The sequence below is a fragment of the Ammoniphilus soli genome (assembly GCF_040813775.1).
In genome coordinates this window covers 114,480-134,153 of sequence record NZ_JBEGDL010000007.1, presented here as the reverse complement: position 1 = coordinate 134,153, position 19,674 = coordinate 114,480, and the positions used below count along the sequence as shown (strand labels likewise).

The 19,674-nt window shown below is 45.7% G+C and carries 24 protein-coding genes, 1 pseudogene and 1 riboswitch; of the genes and pseudogenes, 5 read left to right on the top strand and 20 right to left on the bottom strand.

The genetic code is table 11. From position 1 onward, the window contains the following. Positions 1 to 2: 2 nt before the first annotated feature. Positions 3 to 143, top strand: coding sequence for a small acid-soluble spore protein K (sspK, locus tag ABLT31_RS15880; RefSeq protein ID WP_367753271.1), 141 nt, complete (start codon positions 3 to 5; stop codon positions 141 to 143). Positions 144 to 232: 89 nt separating this feature from the next. On the opposite strand, the gene ABLT31_RS15875 is transcribed toward sspK, so the two are convergent. From ABLT31_RS15875 to glpK, 10 genes and pseudogenes are all read right to left on the bottom strand, one after another. Next, positions 233 to 805, bottom strand: a complete 573-nt coding sequence (locus ABLT31_RS15875) for a nitroreductase family protein (RefSeq protein ID WP_367753269.1) — start codon at positions 803 to 805, stop codon at positions 233 to 235. Between the two features lie 190 nt (positions 806 to 995). Continuing rightward, positions 996 to 1,745 (bottom strand): FixH family protein, encoded by a 750-nt coding sequence (locus tag ABLT31_RS15870; protein WP_367753267.1) that lies wholly within the window; start codon positions 1,743 to 1,745, stop codon positions 996 to 998. Positions 1,746 to 1,851: 106 nt separating this feature from the next. Next, positions 1,852 to 2,226: pseudogene (locus ABLT31_RS15865) on the bottom strand (universal stress protein); the annotation flags it as partial. A gap of 40 nt (positions 2,227 to 2,266) precedes the next feature. Beyond that, positions 2,267 to 3,247, bottom strand: coding sequence for a S66 peptidase family protein (locus tag ABLT31_RS15860; protein ID WP_367753265.1), 981 nt, complete (start codon positions 3,245 to 3,247; stop codon positions 2,267 to 2,269). Continuing rightward, complete coding sequence (locus ABLT31_RS15855; protein ID WP_367753263.1) at positions 3,216 to 3,410, bottom strand: hypothetical protein; 195 nt, start codon at positions 3,408 to 3,410, stop codon at positions 3,216 to 3,218. The genes ABLT31_RS15860 and ABLT31_RS15855 overlap by 32 nt, the downstream gene beginning before the upstream one ends. Positions 3,411 to 3,528: 118 nt before the next feature. Beyond that, positions 3,529 to 3,688, bottom strand: a riboswitch (cyclic di-AMP (ydaO/yuaA leader). 112 nt (positions 3,689 to 3,800) lie between these two features. Beyond that, the gene (locus ABLT31_RS15850; RefSeq protein ID WP_367753261.1) at positions 3,801 to 5,309 is read right to left on the bottom strand and encodes a leucyl aminopeptidase; all 1,509 of its coding nucleotides are present in this window, start codon (positions 5,307 to 5,309) and stop codon (positions 3,801 to 3,803) included. Positions 5,310 to 5,660: 351 nt separating this feature from the next. Then, positions 5,661 to 5,807, bottom strand: coding sequence for a YtzI protein (ytzI, locus tag ABLT31_RS15845; RefSeq protein ID WP_367753259.1), 147 nt, complete (start codon positions 5,805 to 5,807; stop codon positions 5,661 to 5,663). A gap of 99 nt (positions 5,808 to 5,906) precedes the next feature. Continuing rightward, positions 5,907 to 6,857: a cation diffusion facilitator family transporter gene (locus ABLT31_RS15840; protein WP_367753257.1), complete on the bottom strand. Its 951-nt coding sequence runs from the start codon at positions 6,855 to 6,857 to the stop codon at positions 5,907 to 5,909. Positions 6,858 to 6,868: 11 nt separating this feature from the next. Beyond that, entirely contained in the window at positions 6,869 to 7,177 is a 309-nt protein-coding gene (locus ABLT31_RS15835) for an ArsR/SmtB family transcription factor (RefSeq protein ID WP_367753255.1), read from the bottom strand. A 102-nt stretch (positions 7,178 to 7,279) separates the two neighbouring features. Further along, complete coding sequence (gene glpK / locus ABLT31_RS15830; protein ID WP_367753253.1) at positions 7,280 to 8,773, bottom strand: glycerol kinase GlpK; 1,494 nt, start codon at positions 8,771 to 8,773, stop codon at positions 7,280 to 7,282. Between the two features lie 133 nt (positions 8,774 to 8,906). Between glpK and ABLT31_RS15825 the strand changes: the two genes are divergently transcribed. Together ABLT31_RS15825 and ABLT31_RS15820 are read left to right on the top strand one after the other, a co-directional pair. Then, the gene (locus tag ABLT31_RS15825; RefSeq protein WP_367753251.1) at positions 8,907 to 9,515 is read left to right on the top strand and encodes an IMEF encapsulin system ferritin-like cargo protein; all 609 of its coding nucleotides are present in this window, start codon (positions 8,907 to 8,909) and stop codon (positions 9,513 to 9,515) included. Between the two features lie 15 nt (positions 9,516 to 9,530). After that, positions 9,531 to 10,379 carry a family 1 encapsulin nanocompartment shell protein gene (locus ABLT31_RS15820; protein WP_367753249.1) on the top strand — a complete coding sequence of 283 codons (849 nt, stop codon included), beginning with the start codon at positions 9,531 to 9,533 and terminating at the stop codon, positions 10,377 to 10,379. A 129-nt stretch (positions 10,380 to 10,508) separates the two neighbouring features. Here the strand turns inward: ABLT31_RS15820 and ABLT31_RS15815 are convergent, their stop codons facing one another. From ABLT31_RS15815 to ABLT31_RS15785, 7 genes are all read right to left on the bottom strand, one after another. Further along, complete coding sequence (locus ABLT31_RS15815; RefSeq protein ID WP_367753247.1) at positions 10,509 to 10,967, bottom strand: hypothetical protein; 459 nt, start codon at positions 10,965 to 10,967, stop codon at positions 10,509 to 10,511. Between the two features lie 114 nt (positions 10,968 to 11,081). Beyond that, positions 11,082 to 11,861: a hypothetical protein gene (locus ABLT31_RS15810; RefSeq protein ID WP_367753245.1), complete on the bottom strand. Its 780-nt coding sequence runs from the start codon at positions 11,859 to 11,861 to the stop codon at positions 11,082 to 11,084. 10 nt (positions 11,862 to 11,871) lie between these two features. After that, positions 11,872 to 12,324 carry a flavodoxin gene (locus ABLT31_RS15805; protein WP_367753243.1) on the bottom strand — a complete coding sequence of 151 codons (453 nt, stop codon included), beginning with the start codon at positions 12,322 to 12,324 and terminating at the stop codon, positions 11,872 to 11,874. A gap of 129 nt (positions 12,325 to 12,453) precedes the next feature. Continuing rightward, on the bottom strand, positions 12,454 to 13,176 hold the full coding sequence (locus tag ABLT31_RS15800) for an IucA/IucC family C-terminal-domain containing protein (protein WP_367753241.1): 723 nt from the start codon (positions 13,174 to 13,176) through the stop codon (positions 12,454 to 12,456). A gap of 8 nt (positions 13,177 to 13,184) precedes the next feature. Beyond that, positions 13,185 to 14,009, bottom strand: a complete 825-nt coding sequence (locus tag ABLT31_RS15795; protein WP_367753239.1) for an ABC transporter ATP-binding protein — start codon at positions 14,007 to 14,009, stop codon at positions 13,185 to 13,187. Between the two features lie 14 nt (positions 14,010 to 14,023). Further along, on the bottom strand, positions 14,024 to 15,085 hold the full coding sequence (locus ABLT31_RS15790) for a FecCD family ABC transporter permease (protein WP_367753237.1): 1,062 nt from the start codon (positions 15,083 to 15,085) through the stop codon (positions 14,024 to 14,026). Continuing rightward, positions 15,082 to 16,092, bottom strand: coding sequence for a FecCD family ABC transporter permease (locus ABLT31_RS15785; protein WP_367753235.1), 1,011 nt, complete (start codon positions 16,090 to 16,092; stop codon positions 15,082 to 15,084). Before ABLT31_RS15785 ends, ABLT31_RS15790 begins: the two co-directional genes overlap by 4 nt. A gap of 178 nt (positions 16,093 to 16,270) precedes the next feature. Here ABLT31_RS15785 and ABLT31_RS15780 point away from each other — a divergent pair, with 178 nt between their 5' ends. Continuing rightward, positions 16,271 to 17,263, top strand: coding sequence for an ABC transporter substrate-binding protein (locus ABLT31_RS15780; protein ID WP_367753233.1), 993 nt, complete (start codon positions 16,271 to 16,273; stop codon positions 17,261 to 17,263). Between the two features lie 14 nt (positions 17,264 to 17,277). Here ABLT31_RS15780 and ABLT31_RS15775 read toward each other — a convergent pair whose 3' ends face one another. The 3 genes from ABLT31_RS15775 to ABLT31_RS15765 all read right to left on the bottom strand — a co-directional run bounded on the left by ABLT31_RS15775 (position 17,278) and on the right by ABLT31_RS15765 (position 18,698). Then, positions 17,278 to 17,622, bottom strand: coding sequence for a phage holin family protein (locus tag ABLT31_RS15775; RefSeq protein WP_367753231.1), 345 nt, complete (start codon positions 17,620 to 17,622; stop codon positions 17,278 to 17,280). 95 nt (positions 17,623 to 17,717) lie between these two features. Next, positions 17,718 to 18,116: a hypothetical protein gene (locus ABLT31_RS15770; protein ID WP_367753229.1), complete on the bottom strand. Its 399-nt coding sequence runs from the start codon at positions 18,114 to 18,116 to the stop codon at positions 17,718 to 17,720. Between the two features lie 120 nt (positions 18,117 to 18,236). Then, on the bottom strand, positions 18,237 to 18,698 hold the full coding sequence (locus tag ABLT31_RS15765) for a YhcN/YlaJ family sporulation lipoprotein (protein WP_367753227.1): 462 nt from the start codon (positions 18,696 to 18,698) through the stop codon (positions 18,237 to 18,239). Between the two features lie 126 nt (positions 18,699 to 18,824). Here ABLT31_RS15765 and ABLT31_RS15760 point away from each other — a divergent pair, with 126 nt between their 5' ends. Further along, entirely contained in the window at positions 18,825 to 19,634 is an 810-nt protein-coding gene (locus tag ABLT31_RS15760) for a DUF2935 domain-containing protein (RefSeq protein WP_367753225.1), read from the top strand. The last annotated feature ends 40 nt before the right edge of the window (positions 19,635 to 19,674 follow it).

Here is a 19,674-nt window from a genome sequence, read left to right as displayed (position 1 = left end):
GAATGGTACGCAATAAAGACGGAAATTTCCCTGGTGACCGCGAGATTGAGGATCCAAAGGCCAAAGCCGCCCACTCTCCGCTTAAGCCCAATGGCCAAACAGCTCCTCGGCCACAGGAACGGATGGCAAAAAGAACAGAATAAGAAAAGTTCTATTGAATTAGCAATAAAAAAAAGGCTGTCCCGAAAGATCGGTAAAAACCGACTATCGGGATCAGCCTTTTCTTCTCTTATCAGCTCTCCATCCAAATGGTCTTTTCGGCAACAGGCTTTCGTATCCCCGGTTTTACGACCTGATCGGGGTATCCTACATAAATAAAACCAAGTAAATGTTCGTCCGGCTTTAATTCAAAAAATTCCTTAAGCCTTGGTTCATAGGTAATTCCGCCAGTTCGCCAAATCGTTCCAAGCCCCATTTCGTGGGCAACCAGCATCATGTTTTGCACAGCGCAGGCAACCGCCTCGATTTGCTCGATTTCAACCACTCTTGCATCCTCAGATGATTGGGTGGCGACGGCAATCACAACGGGTGAGCGAAGCGGTTTATTCTTCTCTTTTTGCAGCCTTGCCGCTGATTCGTCTGATTCAGGCTCAGTTAGCGTATCCCTTACAATAGCAGCCATTGCCTCTCCTAGACGTTCCCGGGCTGCTCCAGTCAAAACAAAAAACTTCCATGGCTCGGTGCGATAATGGCTGGGAGCCCAATTTGCTGCTTCAAGCAATTTTTCAATGGATTCTCGTGGCGGGACCTGTGCTTTCATTTTACCGATCGAACGCCTACCCTTTATTGCCTCCCATAGCTCCATATCTAGATTCCCCCTTGGCTAAACTCTTTGAAGTTGGGTATTCTTTAATTAGTTGATTAACTAACAGTCATCTATTCCTTGCTGTGGTAAGGGCCTTCATCCTATTCCTATTCTTTTTTACTATCATACATGATATTTCCTTAAAAAAAGACACCTAACTGAACAATCAGCCTCGGTGCCTTAAAGCATATTACCGAACAGTTAACCTGTTTTCCGCATGCTCATGAATGTCGCCTTTTTCTACATGGGTAACCACTCGATAATTGCCAGCCTCCGCTAACGCAACTTCCGCTGCATACTCTCCAGACTTCCCTTCATATGCATCCGTAAAGATATGTTTTGAATCGTCCTCTCTCCAATATTCGAATCGAACCACTGCCCCCTCTAAAGGTTTCCCATCTTTCAGAATTTGAGCAAGAAAAACCTGAGACTGGTTCACTTTAGCTTCCTTATCAGGGACATAGTGAATGTCGACATCTGCATGATGGTGATCTTGCGCATGCTGTGCAGATGAGTCTTCATGAGCCGGATGTTCCAAGCTCTGCTCCTCCCCCGCTACAACCACCTCCATGGGCTTCATATCATGCATGTCCCTTGCGGTTACATGATACATCACATGATAAGTGCCCGCTTCATGGAATCTTTCCATAAAGGAATAAATCCCTTTTCCTTGATTTTCAGCCTCCACAATATCGTGCTGCTCTTGGCCCTCTTTCCATATCTCAAATTCTACTTCTTGAGCATCCTCCACCAGCTCTTCTCCTTGCTTCACAAGAACCTGAAGGCTTGCAATCTCTCCGGCTTTAATCAGCTCAGGCTCGACTTTAAATTCCACCGTTATCGGAACCGGAGCTTCCGGTATTTCCGGTTCTTGCGGAGCCTGGCTGCAGCCAATAAGAATTCCTGGTATAAGTAGAATCCCCAGCAAGATTTTAAACATATCTAAAGACCCCTATCTATAATTGCATCGTTTTCTTCTATCGTACCCTATTTGCTGACACGAAAAAATGACCCGTATGGGTCATTTTCTAGACAACGTCTATTTCCTATTTTACAATCAGTACTGGACACTTCGCTTCATGCAGTACCCTTTGGCTAACGCTGCCCATGATGACTTCCGTTATCCGGCCTAATCCTCGGCTTCCCATAATAATCATGTCACATGCTTGCCGGGCGGCAAAGCTGACGATCTCCAGAGCAGGGTCCCCCCAAGCGACTTCTAACTGATAGTCGATCCCCTGTTCCTTAAAGCGGGCTTCCGTTTCCTTCAAAGCTTCGTGAGCCTGATCTTCCAATACGGACATCACATTAAAATGGGCCTCCAACAGCTTGCTTCGCGGCGGTACGGTGGTACTCACATGAATGATGGTCACCTGTACATCCGATAAGCCTCCCGCGAAAAAAAGGGTTTGTTCCACCGCCCTGCTCGCGTATTCTTAGCCGTCGGTAGCTAGCAATATTTTATACATGGGTTTCTACCCCTTCCTCGAGGAACTCCAGCCATCCTTCCGTTGCATTGATCCTTGCCTTCACCCCAATAGGCAAGGTCAAGTTAGGCTGGCAATGGCCTGACTTCAGACCATAATATGATGGGATCCCAAGGGGCCTAATCAGGTCGTGAAGCACTTGTTCCAAGGTTAAGGTCGGTTTATCCGGTTTAGGCTCCGCTTCACTAAAATCGGTAAATAACAACCCTTTCGCTTGTTGCAGCTTCCCAGCCAGCTTCAACTGGGTCAACATTCGGTCAATGGAATAGGGCTCTTCCCCTATATCCTCGATAAACAAGATTTTGTCCTTGGTATCGACTTCGAAAGCCGTCCCTAATGTAGCAACAAGAAGGCAAAGGTTCCCCCCAACAAGTCTCCCCTCTGCAACGCCTTCGACTATAGAGTATTGCAGCATATCTTTCGGATAACGATGCCCTGCTTGCAAACCTGACAGATGGTTGAAAAGAGTAGGCCATGTCGTAGCGTGGGGGTCATCCGCAAGCTCTGCGATCATCGGCCCATGGAAGGTGACTAAACCGGTATGTCGGTGGATAGCTGAATGTAAGGCTGTAATATCGCTGTAGCCTACAAAAGCTTTTGGGTGATTTTTTATCAGGTCATAGTTCAATGACTCTAATATTCTTGGAGTTCCATATCCGCCCCGCAGACAGATAATGGCATCCACTTCCGGATCAGCAAACATTTGGTTAACATCGCTCGCTCGCAGTGCGTCATTCCCGGCTAAATATCCGTATTCCTGCCCAACGGTTTTACCTAGCTTCACTTTATAGCCAAACTCTTTAAAGATATTTAACGATTTTTCAATTTTCTCCAGCGGCACAGGGCTAGAAGGAGCAATAACTCCGATGGTATCCCCAGCTTGTAAAGCCTTTGGTTTAATGACCTCCATGGCTAGCAGCTCCTTACAGCTTACGAATGCTTTTGATTTGAACATCCGTTACCGTATTGATTTCGCCATTATTCAGTGTAACTTCTGCCATACAACTATCAGGGCTCAGCCAGCTTAGAACACCGCGAATCTTGCCATTGGTTTTAGTCAAGATCTCAATTTGCTGTCCTAAATGATCCTGAAGCTGCCTTCTCATTACTTCATTCATCAGAAAGCCTCCCCCATTGTTTTCACAAGGTTTGTCATACAAAAAAGCCACGAGAAGAAGGCTTCTTCTCGTGGCTTCTAAGGCACAGCAAAAAGACTGCCCCTATCTTCACGATATCAGTGCCTCTCTCCGAACGCTTGCGAGGTTAGCTGACGGATTCGGGTATGGAAGTTACCCTACTCAATAATTTGAGATTCACCCCACGTGACAACATCAAAAAACACTGCCACAACAAATGGTTCCCCCGCTCCTATAAAAGGATTCAGCGATCAAGACATCTCTTTAACTTTGTTGGAAATAATGATACTCTTGCTATAAATGATTGTAAAGGCTAATTTTCAGCCAAGAAACCGCTTACTTCAACGATATTTAGCCTTTCCCACTCCTTTTCTACTTAGCGTGGTAGCGAATGGCGAGCTGTAGCAGTGTCCTGACTGCAACTCCCGTAGCCCCTGCCGGATGGTGTCCCTTATCCTTCTTCGTTGTAGCTGTGCCTGCAATATCCAAATGCACCCATGGCGTTTCGCCCGCAAAAGCTCCGATGAAAATAGCGCCCTGTATACATCCAGCAGGTCTTCCTGCATCATTTTTGATATCAGCAATGTCACTGTCAATGTACTCTTGATACTCTTCAAAATTTGGCAGCTCCCAGACCTTTTCCCCTGCAATTCGAGCGGCCTCCTTTACATCATTGGCCCATTGCTCATCGTTCGTGACTAACCCTGTAGCGGCGTACCCCAAAGCGGTTATGACCGCCCCTGTAAGCGTAGCCACATCTACCAGTTTCGTTGCCCCCAGGTGCTTAGCGTAAGCTACACCATCGGCAAGGATTAATCGCCCTTCGGCATCCGTATGAATAATTTCTATTGTTTTACCGCCAAAGGAGGAAATCACGTCTCCTGGCTTCAAATTATTCCCTGCAATCATATTTTCGCAAGTAGGGATCACCGCAATGATATTGACATGGGGACGGAGAGCCCCAACCGCATCCATTGTGGCGATAACCGCTGCAGCGCCGGCCATATCGGTCTTCATTTCACCCATGCCTTCATCCGGCTTGACTTGAATGCCCCCCGTGTCAAATGTAATACCTTTACCAACTAGGCCAATGACATCTTTGCTATCGGCTGCTCCCATATACTTCATGACAATCATTTTCGGCTCATTGGCACTCGCTTGTCCAACCCCAAGCAGAGCCCCCATACCCAATTCTTCCAAATCTTTCTTATGTAGGATCGTTATATCAATATTACGATAATGAGCGATTTGTTTTGCCCGCTCTGCCAATACGGCCGGTGTAACCTTGTTGCCGGGTTCATTAACGAGGTCGCGGGCCAAATTGGTCGCATAAGAAGCTGCTTCCGCCCGCTCTATCCCTGCCTGGATTGCTTCTTGCCTAAGCCCTTGGTCTACCACCAAGACCAAATCAGGGATGCCTTGCTCCTGCTCTTCTTTTTTCTTATACCCCTTGAATTGATACGTACCCAGGACGGCCCCTTCGACTACCCCTTGAATGATATCGACGGGGTTCCATAGCTTTTTTTCCACATAATAATGGGAAATTCCAAAGGTAATATTCCTAAACCCTTTTTGTTTTGCATGTCTAGCTGCAATCCCAATGGCATCTCGAACTTTCTCGACTGTCACCTTTGTTTCTTTGCCCAATCCTAAAACAAGGGTACGCCTTGCCGGAATCTTGCCCCAATTATGTAAGACCGTCAGTTCGCCAAACTTTCCCTTAATTTCATTTTCCGCTATAAGCTGGGAGATCCGGTGCTCAAGGGCTTCGTCCACGGTTTTTGTATACCCCTTAACATTATCTTGTCCTTCACAATACGTTACAATTAAACAATCCGTCGCTATGGAAGAAATCGGTTCTGTTGAAATTTTTACGTTCATATCCCAGTCTCCTTAGCCAAATTAGTTAAATTCCCAAACACTTCCATTATACACTAACAACCCCAAAAGATTGTACCCCAGAAAATGAAAATCCCCTCCAGCCTTTAAACAGCCTGAAGGGGAATATTTTTAAAACTTCCACTTTAATGTTTTAGCTAAGCGAGCGAATTTCTTTTGAGATAATATTTGCGCTTTAGGACCAAAGAAATACTTTAGCATGCTCATGCGCCTCCGTTCATGGGATATGATCTTCTTGATCTTATTCTATTACGAAAACGGGCAGCAAGCAATGGTATTTGGTATACCAAAGTTTTGTGTTTTGTCACATTTGAATTCACAATGATTTCAAAATTATTCTTGTTTCTCTTTTTTATCTTCATCGGGTAACTCGTCCACCGTATGCTTATAGGAATAGCCACTGTTGATATACCAAACTGCTAAACCGATCATGCCGATGCACATTAATATGACTAGTACCATAACTATTGATATTGACATACGATCATCCTCCATGATATAGCATAACAGCTTTCGAAAAAAATAGCGATAGGGAACCAAAGCAAAAAAGGCCCCTCGTTACATAGGAGCCTTCCATTCCTATACTTTCATCTCTGCATGCTGAAGCTCAGATTTCTCAACTTGGATGGTTGTATGCAGAATTTTAAACTTTTCTTCAATCTTATTGATAGCTTGCTGCAGAATAACCTGGCTGTCCTTATCGTCATCAATGAGCAAATGGCAGCTTAAGGAGTCTAATCCAGAGGTGATTGTCCAGATATGCAAATCGTGGACGTCCTTTACCCCATCAATTTTTTCTAAAGTTTGTTTGACTTCTTCTTGATCGATGGTAATGGGCGTTCCTTCCATTAAGATATGGACAGTGTGCCTGATCACTCCCCATGCTCCTCGCAGGATTAACAGTGAAACTATAACGCTGATAATAGGATCAGCCAAATACCAGCTGAAGATGTACATCACGAGTCCAGCTAAAATAGCTCCAACGGAACCGAGCGCATCGCCCAAGACATGAAGGTAAGCACTTCTAAGGTTGACATTATGTTTGACGTCCCCCTTGCGCATCAGGGCCCAGGCACTCAGAAGGTTGGCCAATAAACCGACTGCCGCTATCGCCATCATCATTCCGCTAGCTACAACTGGCGGTTCCAGAAAGCGATGATAGGCTTCCCAAACAATAAAACCGGCAATAATAAACAAGGTGACCCCGTTAAATAGGGCTGCCAAGATCTCAAAACGGTAAAAACCATAGGTTTTGTTTGGCGAAGCGGGTCTTGTGGCAAACCAAATAGCGAATAAGCTTAACGCTAAGGAGCTGGCATCGCTTAGCATATGCCCGGAATCAGAGAGGAGCGCAAGGCTGTTCGTAAGTAACCCTCCAAAAAACTCCAGCAGCATAATGCTCGTGGTAATCAACAGGGCAATGGTAAGGCCCTTCTTATTTCCTTCCCTTGTATGGTCGTGATGATGATGGTAGTCGTGGTCGTGACCATGGTGATGATGGTGGCCATGACCATGATGGTGGTGATGCATCCTGATCCCCTCTATTCGTGCGTGATATGATGAATCATTTGATTTAAAATCGTGATGACGTGTTCGTCGTCAATGGCGTAATAAAAGGTTTGACCCTCTCTCCTGTACTTGACTAACCGTAAATTTCTCAAAAAGGAAAGCTGATGGGATACCCCGGACTGAGTCATATTCAACATTTCCGCGATGTGGCCCACAGAGCACTCTTCCTGGGACAGCAGATGCAATATTTTTATGCGCGTAGGATCTGAGAGCGCCTTAAAAGTAAGGGCTACATCCTCAATCGTCTCTTGTGGCAAGAAATGATGTTGGCTTTTTTCCATTATAATCTTTCACCCCGCATTATATTATGTAATATATGAGCATTTGTTCATATATTATAACTTGTACCTGCCCAAAAAAATAGAGGCAATTTTCTGCCTCAGTTATGCCTTATATCCTATTGTGGCTTGAACAGCCCGCTTCCACCCATCATAAAGCTGATCGCGCCGCTGCTTCTGCATGTAAGGCGTAAATGTCCGCTCAATGACTTTATTTTGCCGGATCTCCTCTTGACTGGCCCAATAGCCTACCGCTAAGCCAGCTAAATAGGCTGCACCTAATGCCGTGGTTTCATTAACCCTTGGGCGCTCGACACTCGTACCTAGAATATCTGCCTGAAATTGCATAAGGAAATTATTTTGTACAGCCCCCCCGTCTACTGCAAGCTTCTTCAGTTGAATACCAGAGTCCGCCTCCATCGCTTCGAGCACATCCCTCGTTTGATAAGCTAAAGATTCTAAGGCCGCCCTAATCAAGTGGTCATTTGTCGTTCCCCTGGTTAAGCCAAAAATGGCTCCCCGCGCTTCCATGCTCCAATAAGGGGCACCTAACCCTACGAAGGCTGGGACAAAATACACACCGTCTGTCCCATCCACTGCGAGCGCATGATGTTCCGAGTCCGCTGCTTTACTGATCATCTTCAACCCATCGCGGAGCCACTGAATCGCAGCGCCTGCAACAAATATACTTCCTTCCAGCGCATATTCCACTTTGCCCCCAATCCCCCATGCTATGGTAGTAAGCAGCCCATTCCCTGATTGAACGGCTTTCTCTCCCGTATTCATAAGCATAAAACAACCAGTGCCATACGTATTTTTGGCCATTCCTTGGCGAAAGCACGCTTGACCGAACAGGGCCGCCTGCTGATCCCCAGCAATCCCAGCTATGGGGATAACTGTTTCAAACAGTGTTTTAGCCGTATATCCATAGCATTCACTCGATGGTCGAACGCTAGGAAGGATCGTCTTAGGAATATCCATTAGAGCCAAAAGCTCATCATCCCATGCTAGCGTGTGGATATTAAACAGTAAGGTTCTTGAGGCATTAGAGTAATCGGTCACATGGACTGCCCCATCGGTCAGCTTCCAGATCAGCCAGGTGTCGATCGTGCCAAAGAGGAGGTCGCCTTTTTCTGCTTTTTCCCGTGCCCCTTCTACATGATCTAACATCCATCTCACTTTAGTTCCGGAAAAATAAGCATCAATCAGCAATCCTGTTTTTTCTCGGATAAGCGGTTCGTGCCCTTGGTCTTTTAGCTGATTGCAAATGTCCATGGACTGTCTGCTTTGCCACACGATGGCATGGTAAATGGGTTTTCCCGTTTCTTTATCCCAAACGACTGTAGTTTCCCGCTGATTGGTGATCCCAATGGCTGCAATCTGGTCGGGCAGAACTCGATTTTCAATTAATACCGCTTTCAAAACAGCCAACTGAGTTTCCCAAATTTCCTCCGCGTTGTGCTCAACCCAGCCTGGCTTCGGATAAATTTGTGTAAATTCCTTTTGAGCGATCCCAATGATGGCACCGGAATGATCAAATAATATGGCTCGGGAGCTCGTCGTTCCTTGGTCGAGAGACAATATGTACTTTCTATCCATATACCCTCAAACTCCTTCCTTTCAATTTGTTAGGAACATTTTACCATAAATCTGGTTTAAATTTGATTTCAACTGGTTAACATGGATTAGTAGAGTAGTAGATTGATGTGGTATAGGGGGGTTTTATTTTTCTATGCGTCAGGACTTATCCCATCTTTATGAGATTTTTACCCGTACAGAAGGCAGTATTCGAGTTTTTATGGACATTCTTTCTCCTGTGATTGCCAATTCCCAAGATGAACATGAACGGCTTTATTTTCATCATATCTTCGAGGAAGAGGAGCAGCGGCTAGAGAGGCTTGGTGAATTTCTGCCCAAATTGGCTTCTTATCTAGACAGGGCAGATGAAACAGGTGGAGCCGATCCCGGATTTATTATGCTTTTGCAGGATATTAATCTTGAGAAGTTTGGACTTCATAATTTTCTGGAGCACTTAGAGCTGTCACTTTTTGAATTTCAAGATGAAGAACGATCGTCCGTCATACGTCCGATGCAGGAAGAGACTCGAGCCGATTACCTTGCCGTGAAGGATATTCTTGCCCGAATCAATGAAGCATACCTTCCTCAAGCCAGCCAGCTTAGAACTTCAGATCAGCATCAGGTCGCATCGGGCGCTCATGATCATGATCATGATCACGACCACGATCATCACGGCCATCATCCTGAGCCAGCAGTAAGCGCGGTGCCCACAATCCCAACACGCAAAGGACTCAGCGTAGGAAGCTTGAGATCTATCAGATAATAAGGAGGAATAGATATGGATAAAAGTATGAGGTACCCTGACTCCCCATTGAGCCCGCAGGAATGGGGACGAATGGATCAAACGGTCATCGATGCGGCAAGAAGACAATTAATCGGGCGTCGTTTTATTGACCTCTATGGACCGCTGGGAGAAGGGCTGCAGAGCGTAAGCAATGATATCTTTGATGAACCGCAAGGCGGCGGAATCAGCTTGCGTGGCGAGACGCTGGAGATGTCCCAGCCCACCCGGCGGGTGAACCTTTCCATTCCGATGCTTTACAAAGATTTCGTCTTGTATTGGAGAGACGTAGAGCAAGCCAAAACCTTAGGCATGCCCATTGATATGAGTCCGGCAGCGAATGCCGCTTTCCAATGCGCCCGTCTTGAAGATGATCTTATTTTTAACGGGTTTAAGGAGTTTGACCTCCCTGGCCTCATGAATGTCCAAGGACGGCTCACCCACATTTTGAGCGACTGGATGAAATCGGGTCAAGCCTTTAGCGATATTGTCGAATGCATTAATAAGCTCCAGCAGATGGGACATGTCGGACCTTACGCCCTAGTTTTATCGCCGGAATTATATGCTCTGATTCACCGTGTGCATCAAGGGACACACGTACTGGAAGTCGAGCATGTTCGTGAGCTAGTAACAGATGGCGTATTCCAATCCCCAATGATAAAAGGCAAATCTGGTGTTGTAGTAGCTACTGGGCAGCACAATCTTGATTTGGCCGTAGCGGAAGACTTTGATACGGCGTTTCTAGACCGTGATAATATGAACTACCTCTTCCGCGTCTTTGAATCGGTTGTTTTAAGAATAAAGCGGCCAAGTGCCATTTGTACGCTGGAGGATCACGAAGGATAGGTGGAGTTACTAAAAATTCACTAGAATATTCAAGAATTTACCCTCATCACCAACAATATGACTAGAATCAATTAAAGGGTGTTCCAAACCTCGCACGTGCGGCGGTCTTTGGGACACCCTTCATTTATTTTAAGCGATTTTAAATTGTACTTTTTCTGGTTGATTCTTGACTGCAGGCACCTGGATCGCAGCTTCTCCGAGATCCTCCATTACTTGAGCTAATTCCTTTAAGAACACGGGGTTAGTGGATCCTTCGTTTACTTGAATCAGTCTTTTAAGATATTTCAGCTTCTCTGCTGTCTTCTTCATCTTGGCAGCCTTATTCTTGAGTTCATGAATTCGCTTATGAACAGGTTCAAAAATCAAACTCACATCATCAATATGGCAAATGTAATTTTCACCTTGTTCACTCATAAAAGACACTGTGTAGATGAGTTGCCCGTTCATCTCCACACTCGTGATCATCGCATGAGGAAACTGTTCACCGCTGCGTAACCGAATATAGCCGACCTCGATAGCTCCTCCGAACTTTCGCTCGTTATTCAAGATCGTATGCATATCTACCAAACCATGTATCGGATAACTCATAATAATTCCCTCCTGTTTAGATCCACGTTGTCGTTTATATCGATATTCATTCTCAATGGTTATAGTTTATCAGGCGAAAGCCCTTTCTGTCAATAGTGAGAATCACTGTCAGTATTAAGACTCAAGGAAATGCTCTGTAACTTCTTGCTTCCCGGGCACCCAATCCCGATGACACTTTTTCTTAAATGGGCACTTTTTGCATTCGCTGAAAGACTTGGGTCTCGTATAGTCCTCTGCCTTTTGCAGCAGATCTTTCGTCAGGCGGAAATAGCCGATCGCATCCATGACATCCTCTTTTGCAGGGTAGAAAACATGCTCTTGCCCTGTTAGAAGATGAATAATCTCAATTCTTTCCGGCAATTGCTGAAAGGCCTTTTGCGAAAAGAGTACCGCTAAGTGCTTGTAGGTAATATAAAATTCTGGCTCTGCATCTATCACATACTTCTTTAAGCGAAAAGATTCCCCCGACCATTCCGCTACTTGGAAAGTCATTGCCAGGTCGATCTGAAGCTCTTCCACATTCGTTTTAAATTTCTCGTAAAGAAACAGCGGCGGATTTTCTTTTCTCTCTGTCAGCAGGTATTTTAATAAGTTACTCGTGATCTCCCCAAGTACCGTTAGGTAATGCTCCCTTGAATGAAATAATTCCACCTTCTTGATCCAATATCGGTGAATCAGCTCTAGGATTTTTACCGATGATCGCTGCGGCTCCGGGCATTGATTATACCCCATAACCACTTGATTCACAGTCTGCTGGACCATATGCCGCCACGATTGATAAGTTGTTGCCTGCCCAAGCAAATGCCGATAATAAAACTGGTAGGAGCACCTCATGAATTCTTCCAAGTGATAATCAGCAATTGTCTTAATGGAGACCACGGGCTTCTTATTCATCCCATCCCACCTACCCAATACTTAGTAACTCTGATGCAAAATGCTTTCCAAAACTCTTGCAAAGCTCCACCTCTTGGCCAGCTGGAGACATTTCAATTTTAAGGCCTGCCTGAACAAGTTCCGCGCCACACTCCTGCAGCTTGCCCTCAAGGATATCGACAGCCGCGCAAAAATGAATATAGGCATGATCTCCTGAGCCAAATACCGCTGCTTTTTTGCCTTTAAGGTCTAAACCATCCAACTCATCATAAAAATCCAAAAAATCATCTGGCAGTTCGCCATCACCCCATGTATAGGTTCCTAATAAAATTCCATCATAGTCCATTAATTCCTCAGCATTCGCCTGGAATATCTCTTTTATTTCTATTTCGCTTCCTGCTTGTTTTATGCCCTCCGCCACAAGATTGGCGATCTCCTCCGTATTTCCAGACATGCTGGCAAAAACCATTAGAATTTTATTCATAATAAGCCCTCCTTCTGATAACGATTTTCATTATCTATATTTCTTATAATACATAATAATGATAATTAATGTCAATTAATTATCAAAAAAAGCTGACCACACAGTGAAAAACGAAATCTTCACTGTAAGTCAGCCTTTGGCGTGATATTCAACTAACAGGTCTTTCCTCACTGCATGCTCGATGTTAGGGCAGGTCGTGCAGGAAGAAGCATTCGGCAGGCAGCTTCTTAGACAGCATTCTTTTCTTAGAGTTAGTTTTTCTCCTCTGAATAGAGGATGGTCGATACTTGTAAATTCTATCTGCAGGTCTTCTACGGTGCTAAGAATCAGCTGAAAATCCTCTTCCAATCGTATATGTTCAGCGTCATCCTGCGCTTCCTCCCTCCACTTGCGGGAGAGATAGTTCACCGCGTACGATGCATGAGCCCACAAGACTTGGCGCTTAATTCCGGTATGATCCACCAGATTGTCATAAACCGGCTGCAAATTCTCTAAAAAAAGAAGATCCAAGGTCTCTTTTTTGCCTTGCCCTCTTTCCATACCAATTGGTTTTTGATCGAGAACAAGAGAAGGACTCCACTTCTCACCCGTTTCCAGTGAGATATTATTCAATGAAAGATCCAGCTTTTCCCCCAAATGAATGAGGCTATACAAGCCACCTGCAATTAAAGCATAGCTATAGTATTTGGCAAACAACGAAGCCGTGACGACGGGAGATGGGGATTGTAAGCTCGTGCCCACAAGCCCCAGTAGCTGTTCCAGCTTATTCTTGTGTTTCAGTTCAGTGCCAAGGAAACGATAAGGCTTATCCCTGTTCGGCGAGAAGAACAGACCGTAGTCTTCTATAGACATGTTCTCACCTACCCTAACACACTGACTTTTTGATAAGAGGGCTTCACGACCCTTCCGCGTCCATAAGGGATACACATAGGCGTACCGAATAAAGGATCAACGGTGATCTGGCACTCCATGCCAAACACGCTCCGAATCATCTCGGCATCAACCACCTCTTCCGGCTTCCCTTGGGCAAACACCGTGCGGTTCTGAATCGCTACGATGTGGTGGGCATAGCGGCAAGCCAAATTCAAATCATGAAGCACCATCACGATCGTGCGCTGCTCGTTTTCATTCAGTTCAAAGAGAAGGTCGAGAATTTCAATCTGATGGGTTAGGTCCAGATAGGTTGTCGGTTCATCCAATAGGATGGTTTCCGTACCTTGAGCCAGCGTCATCGCAATCCACGCTCTTTGGCGCTGACCGCCGGACAAGGAATCTACCGGACGTTCCGCCAACGCCTTCATTTGGGTCGCTTCCAAGGCGCGGTTGACCATCTTTTCATCTTCCTCCGACCATTGCTTAAACCAATTTTGATAAGGGTATCTGCCTTGCTTGACTAGCTGCAATACCGTAAGTCCTTCCGGAGCTATCGGCCCTTGCGGGAGAATGGCCAGCTTTTTGGCTATTTCCTTGGTAGCCATCTTGCTGATTTCATTTCCGTCCAGAATGATAGAACCTGTTTGCGGCTTTAGTAAGCGGGCTAAGGATCGGAGCAGGGTGGATTTGCCACAGCCATTGCTTCCGAGAAAAACGGTAATTTTTCCTTTAGGGATTTTGAGATGAAGTTCATCAATAATGACTTCTTTCTCATATGCGAGAGTGAGTCCCTTGGTTTCCATGGCTTGCATCCTTCGATCTCCTCCTATGACACATTTCGATTTTTGTAAAGCAAGTAAATAAAGTAAGGCGCTCCTATTGCCGCCGTAAATACTCCAGCAGGAATGTCCAGCGGTGTAAAAGCGGTTCTTGCGACGAGATCGGCGACCAAAACAATAATTCCGCCGATGAGTGCCGATACGGGAAGCAACCCGCCGAAGGCTGAACCGACCAATTGCCGTGCGATGTGCGGGGCCATCAAGCCTACAAACCCAATTCCCCCTGCAAACGCGACAGCTCCTCCCGCTAAGGCCGTGCTAACGAGCAATAGCAGCAATCGGTGCTTTTGCACCACACTTCCTACCCCGGTAGCTAGGTCATCACCCAATTCCTGCACATTTAGGATGCGGGTGATCATGAACGTAAAAGGAAGAAGGAAGCATACCCAGGGAAAAAGCGTCCACACATTGTCCCAGGATGAACCATAAACGCTTCCTGTCAGCCAGATTTTCGACTGTGTCGCCAGGTACAGCGGGCCAAAAATCATCAGGAGCTGAGTCATGGCCTTCATCGCGGCATCCAAACCTACCCCGACGAGAACCAACCGAACGGGAGTTACGCCTTTGTTCCAGGATAAGCCGTAAATCAGGAACGCCACGAGAGTTGCCCCTAGAAAAGCTACAAAAGGAAGCCAATGAATGCTGACGGTTAACGTATTATTGCTGGAATCCAAATAAAAGGTCAGGAAGGTAATTACCGCTACTCCGGCACCACTGGTAATCCCGATTATATCTGGCGAAGCCAATGGGTTGCGCATAATGCCTTGCAAGATGGCTCCCGAAACAGCCAGGGATGCCCCTACTAGGAAGGCAATCAGGATGCGAGGCAGCCGGAACTGCTGGATGACTAGCGCATGCATATCCTCCCCTTGACCAAAAAGGGCACGCACCACATCCAACGGATGGATCTTCATCTCCCCCATTCCCGTGCTGACAATCATCAAAACGAGGGTAAAGAGCAGGAATAAGGTAAAAACCAACACGACTTTCTTGTCTATTAAAAAGGACATTCGACCCTTCTTAAGGCGAAACGATGCATACTTTTTCATTTGCGGTATAACCCCTTGCGAGCAATGTAAACAAAAAACGGTGTTCCGATCAGCGCAGTCATGACCCCTACTGGAACTTCCTTTGGCATGATAATGTAACGGGCACTAATATCAGCCAGTAGCAGCAGGATCGCACCCAAAACGCCCGAATAAGGAAGAAGCCAGCGATAGTCAGTTCCTACCAGCGCTCTTGCAAGATGAGGGACGACAATTCCAACAAAACCTATGGGTCCAGCTACAGCCACCGAACTCCCTGCTAGAAGGACGATCACAGCCCACGTGAGAGCCTTTATCCAAACGGTTCGCTGTCCTAACCCTTTCGCTACATCTTCTCCCATGCTTAAGGTGTTGACCTGTTTCGCTAAGAGAAAAGCCCCTACCCAGGCCAGGATCATATACGGAAGAACAGGAAGAAGCATTTCCAGCGAACGCCCTTCAACGGAACCGGCTAGCCAAAAAAGCACTTCCTCCAATGCTCTCTCATTGATGGATAGCATCCCTTGTGTTAAAGATGAAAATAGAGCCGCCATAGACGCTCCGGCCAAGGTCATTTTCATGGGAGAAAGCCCATTTCGACCAAGGGAGCCTAATACATAAATAGCTAAAGCGGCAGCCCCCGATCCCAAAAAGGCAATCCAGGTGAAGCCGGACAAGGTGGATACCCCAAGAAACACCACAGAAAACACAATAAAGAAACTGGCACCTGCGTTCAAACCGTAAATATCCGGTGCCGCTAAAGGGTTGCGGGTCAAGCCTTGCATCAGTGCCCCCGCCATGGCTAGACTAATCCCCACCGCTATGGCTATAAGTGCCCGCGGAACCCTGGAAGTCGTGATGATGATATGTTCATTGGAACTATCAAACTGTGTGTATGCCTGCAAGACCATTTCCCACGTGATCTCCGTCAATCCAAAGCGAATGCTGGAAAAACCGCATACAACCATTATAAAAAGAAATAAAATTAAACCTAAAATTTTCAACGGCCGTGTAGATAGCAAAAATGTCATATAACGCACCTTTTCATGTTCCCTGCTTATTTTCTCTTTTCCTCTAGTTTAAAGATAATGAAAATCCCTGTCAACGACGGTGATAATCACTTTCATTTTCTTGTTGACAATTTTTAGCTTCTCTTTTATGATATGAATCGTGAATGAAATTCATTATCAAAAAGGAGAGAGAACACGAATGTACCCAACTACATACAAAATGATGGCTCTTTTGCTCACATTCGCCCTATTCCTCGTTGGATGCGGCGGCGGGCAAACGCAAGAAACCACTGCGCCAGCCAGTGATGCTGCGAAACCAGAGGAAAAAGCAGCGCCGGCTGCCGAAGACGTTCGCGTCATCGAGCACGCCATGGGTAAAACTGAAATCAAGGGAACGCCTCAAAAGGTCGTCATTCTGACCAACGAAGGAACCGAAGCTTTGCTTGCTTTGGGAGTAAAGCCTGCCGGTGCTGTAAAATCGTGGACAGGAGACCCGTTTTATGAGCATATCGCTGCTGAGATGGAAGGCGTAACAGTTGTTGGAACGGAGAGCCAAGTAAACTTAGAAGCGATCGCCGCTCTTAAGCCTGATCTTATTCTCGGAAACAAAATGCGCCAAGAAAAAGTATATCCACAGCTTTCTGCTATCGCTCCTACCGTTTTCTCTGATACCCTCAGAGGGCAATGGAAGCCAAACTTTGAACTGTATGCAAAAGCTTTAGGCAAAGAAGAAGAAGGAAAAAAGGTTATCGCAGATTTCGATCAACGAATCGAAGAGTTTAAGACGCAGTTTGCGGATAAATTGGATCTTCAAGTGTCCGTTGTTCGTTTTATGGCAGGGAAAACAAGACTTTATTACAAGGACACTTTTACAGGGGTCATATTTGAACAAATCGGTTTAGCTCGTCCTGCTGCTCAGGATAAGCCTGATTTCGCAGATGAAATCACGAAGGAACGTACCCCAGAAATGGAAGGGGATATTCTCTTCTACTTCACTTATGACACGGGAGACGGGGAAGCGAACAAGAATGAGCAAGAATGGCTGAAGGATCCGCTATTCCAGAATCTAAATGTGGTTAAAAACAATAAAGCATTCAAAGTCAATGACGCTACTTGGAACACGGCCGGAGGAGTTAAAGCCGCTAACATTCTTCTTGACGATCTAACGAAGATTTATTCCGAATTAAAATAAGCCCCGATCGGGGCTTATTTTTTTTCGATTACTAAAGCATTTAACATCGAACTGATAATCGTCGTGACAATGGCCCCCCAGAAAGCCCCCCAAAACCCTGTAATATCAAATCCAGGTACGAGTAACGATGCAAACCAATAAGTGAACGCATTGATGATCAAAAGAAATAGTCCAAAGCTAAATATGGTAAGCGGTAGAGTAAAAAAGACAAGCAATGGTCTAACGATCATATTGACCAAGCCTAGAATAAGAACGGCAATCAAGGCTGTTCCAAAGCCTCTAACGGAAACACTGTCTAGCAGCCAATCGGCAATAATTAATGAAAAACCGCTGATAAGTAAACGTATAAGCCAATTCATTAAACAACTCCCCCCTCTTTACTCTTATTTTAATATATACAAAAAAAATCTCATACAGTCCGAAATGCATTTCGGTACCGTAAGAGATCTTTGACTTAATTCTCTCCATCTGAGGAAGCTGGATTGCTCCCCCCAACACCTAAACCGCTTAGTCCGCCTAAGCCCTTGAGAAGCAAATTGGGACCGAACACGCTGAACAGCCTGATCATCGGGACAATCATGCTAAGTCCGCCGCCTAAAGCTCCACCTAATCCACCTAATCCCTGGGCTCCTCCAAGGCCTCCCAGCAAACCCGATCCGCCAAGTCCGGAAAAGCCGACCTGCTGAGCTTTCTTGGAATCGATCCGATTCGCCTTCAATAAAACCTTGTCACCTTTCACCTCTTTTATACTGACTACATAGGGAACTCCCTTAGAAGATCTATATAAGATTGGTTTTCCTTTTAGCTGTTTTGCCGCCTTGCGCATCTTCTTGAGGCTCTTACTTTTACCCATCTACCCCACCTCGCTTTGGTTCTTCTTCATAGTTTATGAACCGCGTGGACAACGGGTAACGGCATACATCTTGGCATAAAGGATTTTCAAGGAGAAAAAGGGCTGAATGACAGCCCTTTTTTATCTTGGATTCGGAAACACTCTTCTTACCATCTCATTAAACTCCTCGAACAATCCAGCGACCGGCCGCCCTTGCTGGATGTCTGCAGAGTAGGTATTCATTCGATTGACAAAATCAGGGTTTGTAGACACGTAAACATTCTGAATCGACGGATCGGTTGATCTGACCTGGTTTGCCACCTTGTTTTCTACTTCTCTCGTCAGTTGGCCTTTATAATTGTCTTCCAATACTGCAGCCACATAAGCATTCCTATTCGTAACGATCACGTTTGCTCTACGCACTTCAGGCAGCTGAGAAATTTTATTTGCAGCTTCGCTAGATACCGCAAGGCGATCTCCATCAGCTCCTAGCTGATTTGCCCCCTGCTGTTGCTGCTGCGTACGGGCCATACCGCATCCGGTTAAAATAGCTACGGCTAGCACGAGAAGCATGGAAACCTTTACTATCCTAATTTGATTCACAGAAAATCCAACCCCCTTCAAAATAAACTAAATCAACTAGTAGAATTTCCTCTTTCATGAAATCGATACATTTCCTTCCAAACTAGGGAATAAGCTTTAGTGTATAAAAGAAGAAGGGGGTTGCACATGTCTAAAGTGGACTATCGGTCATCTGCCTTGTTTGAACACCGTTTTTGGCTGCAGGTCTTAGGAGACCATAGCCGCATGCTGCTCGACCAGCTTTCACCCAAAGAACAAGAGGAAGTAAAGAAAGCCCAATATTTTATTCCGATCTTTGACCAATTGCTAAGTCAAGCTCGGCAGAACCTGCAGGAAAATGAGTTGCAAGCTTTAACGGAATCGGCCAGGAAATATGCAGAAGAAATCAGAGAGTTCAAGCTTCACCTGATTCGCAGGCATTTGACCGAGAAAATCGCGATTGGCTTCCCCCCCACTTTCCTTAATCATATGGTCAATGAGGTAGAGGAATATCTTCGGATCTTGGAATTTCTCATTAAAGGAACCGTCCCTCCGCCTATGCACCCGATTCATCACCACTTGGTCTGGCTGCTTGATGCCGCTGGCCATGCCGCAGGGATCACTGGCGATTTGGATATGGTAGAGAAGAAACTAAAGGAGCAAAGCCAAAAGTTTGCTATGACTTTTGAACAATTTTATATAAAAGCGGTGGAAGTGGCCGGCTATATGCGTACCAAATTGCAAAGCTTCCCTGCCCTGAACCGTTTTAATCAGCAAGTAGAGATAGAAATTCTAGTCTTCCAGCAGTTTCTCAGAGAATTAGAGGTGATGGAGCTGCAGCAAAGCGTTTTGAGTACCCTTGCTCCGCTCATGCTTGATCATATGGCCAGGGAGGAATGCTATTATCTTACGAAGCTGGCTGAAGTGAATGCAGCCATCTCCCCACAATGCGACCCCACTAAGCCACGGACGGAGTAGCTTAAATAAATTAAAGGAACTTTCTTCCCTTATTTTCCTC

Bases quoted from the DNA above. Each gene is read 5' to 3' on its own strand.
- sspK (WP_367753271.1), top strand. From the start codon at position 3: ATGGTACGCAATAAAGACGGAAATTTCCCTGGTGACCGCGAGATTGAG.
- ABLT31_RS15875 (WP_367753269.1), bottom strand. From the start codon at position 805: ATGGAGCTATGGGAGGCAATAAAGGGTAGGCGTTCGATCGGTAAAATG.
- ABLT31_RS15870 (WP_367753267.1), bottom strand. From the start codon at position 1,745: ATGTTTAAAATCTTGCTGGGGATTCTACTTATACCAGGAATTCTTATT.
- ABLT31_RS15860 (WP_367753265.1), bottom strand. From the start codon at position 3,247: ATGTTCAAATCAAAAGCATTCGTAAGCTGTAAGGAGCTGCTAGCCATG.
- ABLT31_RS15855 (WP_367753263.1), bottom strand. From the start codon at position 3,410: ATGAATGAAGTAATGAGAAGGCAGCTTCAGGATCATTTAGGACAGCAA.
- ABLT31_RS15850 (WP_367753261.1), bottom strand. From the start codon at position 5,309: ATGAACGTAAAAATTTCAACAGAACCGATTTCTTCCATAGCGACGGAT.
- ytzI (WP_367753259.1), bottom strand. From the start codon at position 5,807: ATGTCAATATCAATAGTTATGGTACTAGTCATATTAATGTGCATCGGC.
- ABLT31_RS15840 (WP_367753257.1), bottom strand. From the start codon at position 6,857: ATGCATCACCACCATCATGGTCATGGCCACCATCATCACCATGGTCAC.
- ABLT31_RS15835 (WP_367753255.1), bottom strand. From the start codon at position 7,177: ATGGAAAAAAGCCAACATCATTTCTTGCCACAAGAGACGATTGAGGAT.
- glpK (WP_367753253.1), bottom strand. From the start codon at position 8,773: ATGGATAGAAAGTACATATTGTCTCTCGACCAAGGAACGACGAGCTCC.
- ABLT31_RS15825 (WP_367753251.1), top strand. From the start codon at position 8,907: ATGCGTCAGGACTTATCCCATCTTTATGAGATTTTTACCCGTACAGAA.
- ABLT31_RS15820 (WP_367753249.1), top strand. From the start codon at position 9,531: ATGGATAAAAGTATGAGGTACCCTGACTCCCCATTGAGCCCGCAGGAA.
- ABLT31_RS15815 (WP_367753247.1), bottom strand. From the start codon at position 10,967: ATGAGTTATCCGATACATGGTTTGGTAGATATGCATACGATCTTGAAT.
- ABLT31_RS15810 (WP_367753245.1), bottom strand. From the start codon at position 11,861: ATGAATAAGAAGCCCGTGGTCTCCATTAAGACAATTGCTGATTATCAC.
- ABLT31_RS15805 (WP_367753243.1), bottom strand. From the start codon at position 12,324: ATGAATAAAATTCTAATGGTTTTTGCCAGCATGTCTGGAAATACGGAG.
- ABLT31_RS15800 (WP_367753241.1), bottom strand. From the start codon at position 13,176: ATGTCTATAGAAGACTACGGTCTGTTCTTCTCGCCGAACAGGGATAAG.
- ABLT31_RS15795 (WP_367753239.1), bottom strand. From the start codon at position 14,009: ATGCAAGCCATGGAAACCAAGGGACTCACTCTCGCATATGAGAAAGAA.
- ABLT31_RS15790 (WP_367753237.1), bottom strand. From the start codon at position 15,085: ATGAAAAAGTATGCATCGTTTCGCCTTAAGAAGGGTCGAATGTCCTTT.
- ABLT31_RS15785 (WP_367753235.1), bottom strand. From the start codon at position 16,092: ATGACATTTTTGCTATCTACACGGCCGTTGAAAATTTTAGGTTTAATT.
- ABLT31_RS15780 (WP_367753233.1), top strand. From the start codon at position 16,271: ATGTACCCAACTACATACAAAATGATGGCTCTTTTGCTCACATTCGCC.
- ABLT31_RS15775 (WP_367753231.1), bottom strand. From the start codon at position 17,622: ATGAATTGGCTTATACGTTTACTTATCAGCGGTTTTTCATTAATTATT.
- ABLT31_RS15770 (WP_367753229.1), bottom strand. From the start codon at position 18,116: ATGGGTAAAAGTAAGAGCCTCAAGAAGATGCGCAAGGCGGCAAAACAG.
- ABLT31_RS15760 (WP_367753225.1), top strand. From the start codon at position 18,825: ATGTCTAAAGTGGACTATCGGTCATCTGCCTTGTTTGAACACCGTTTT.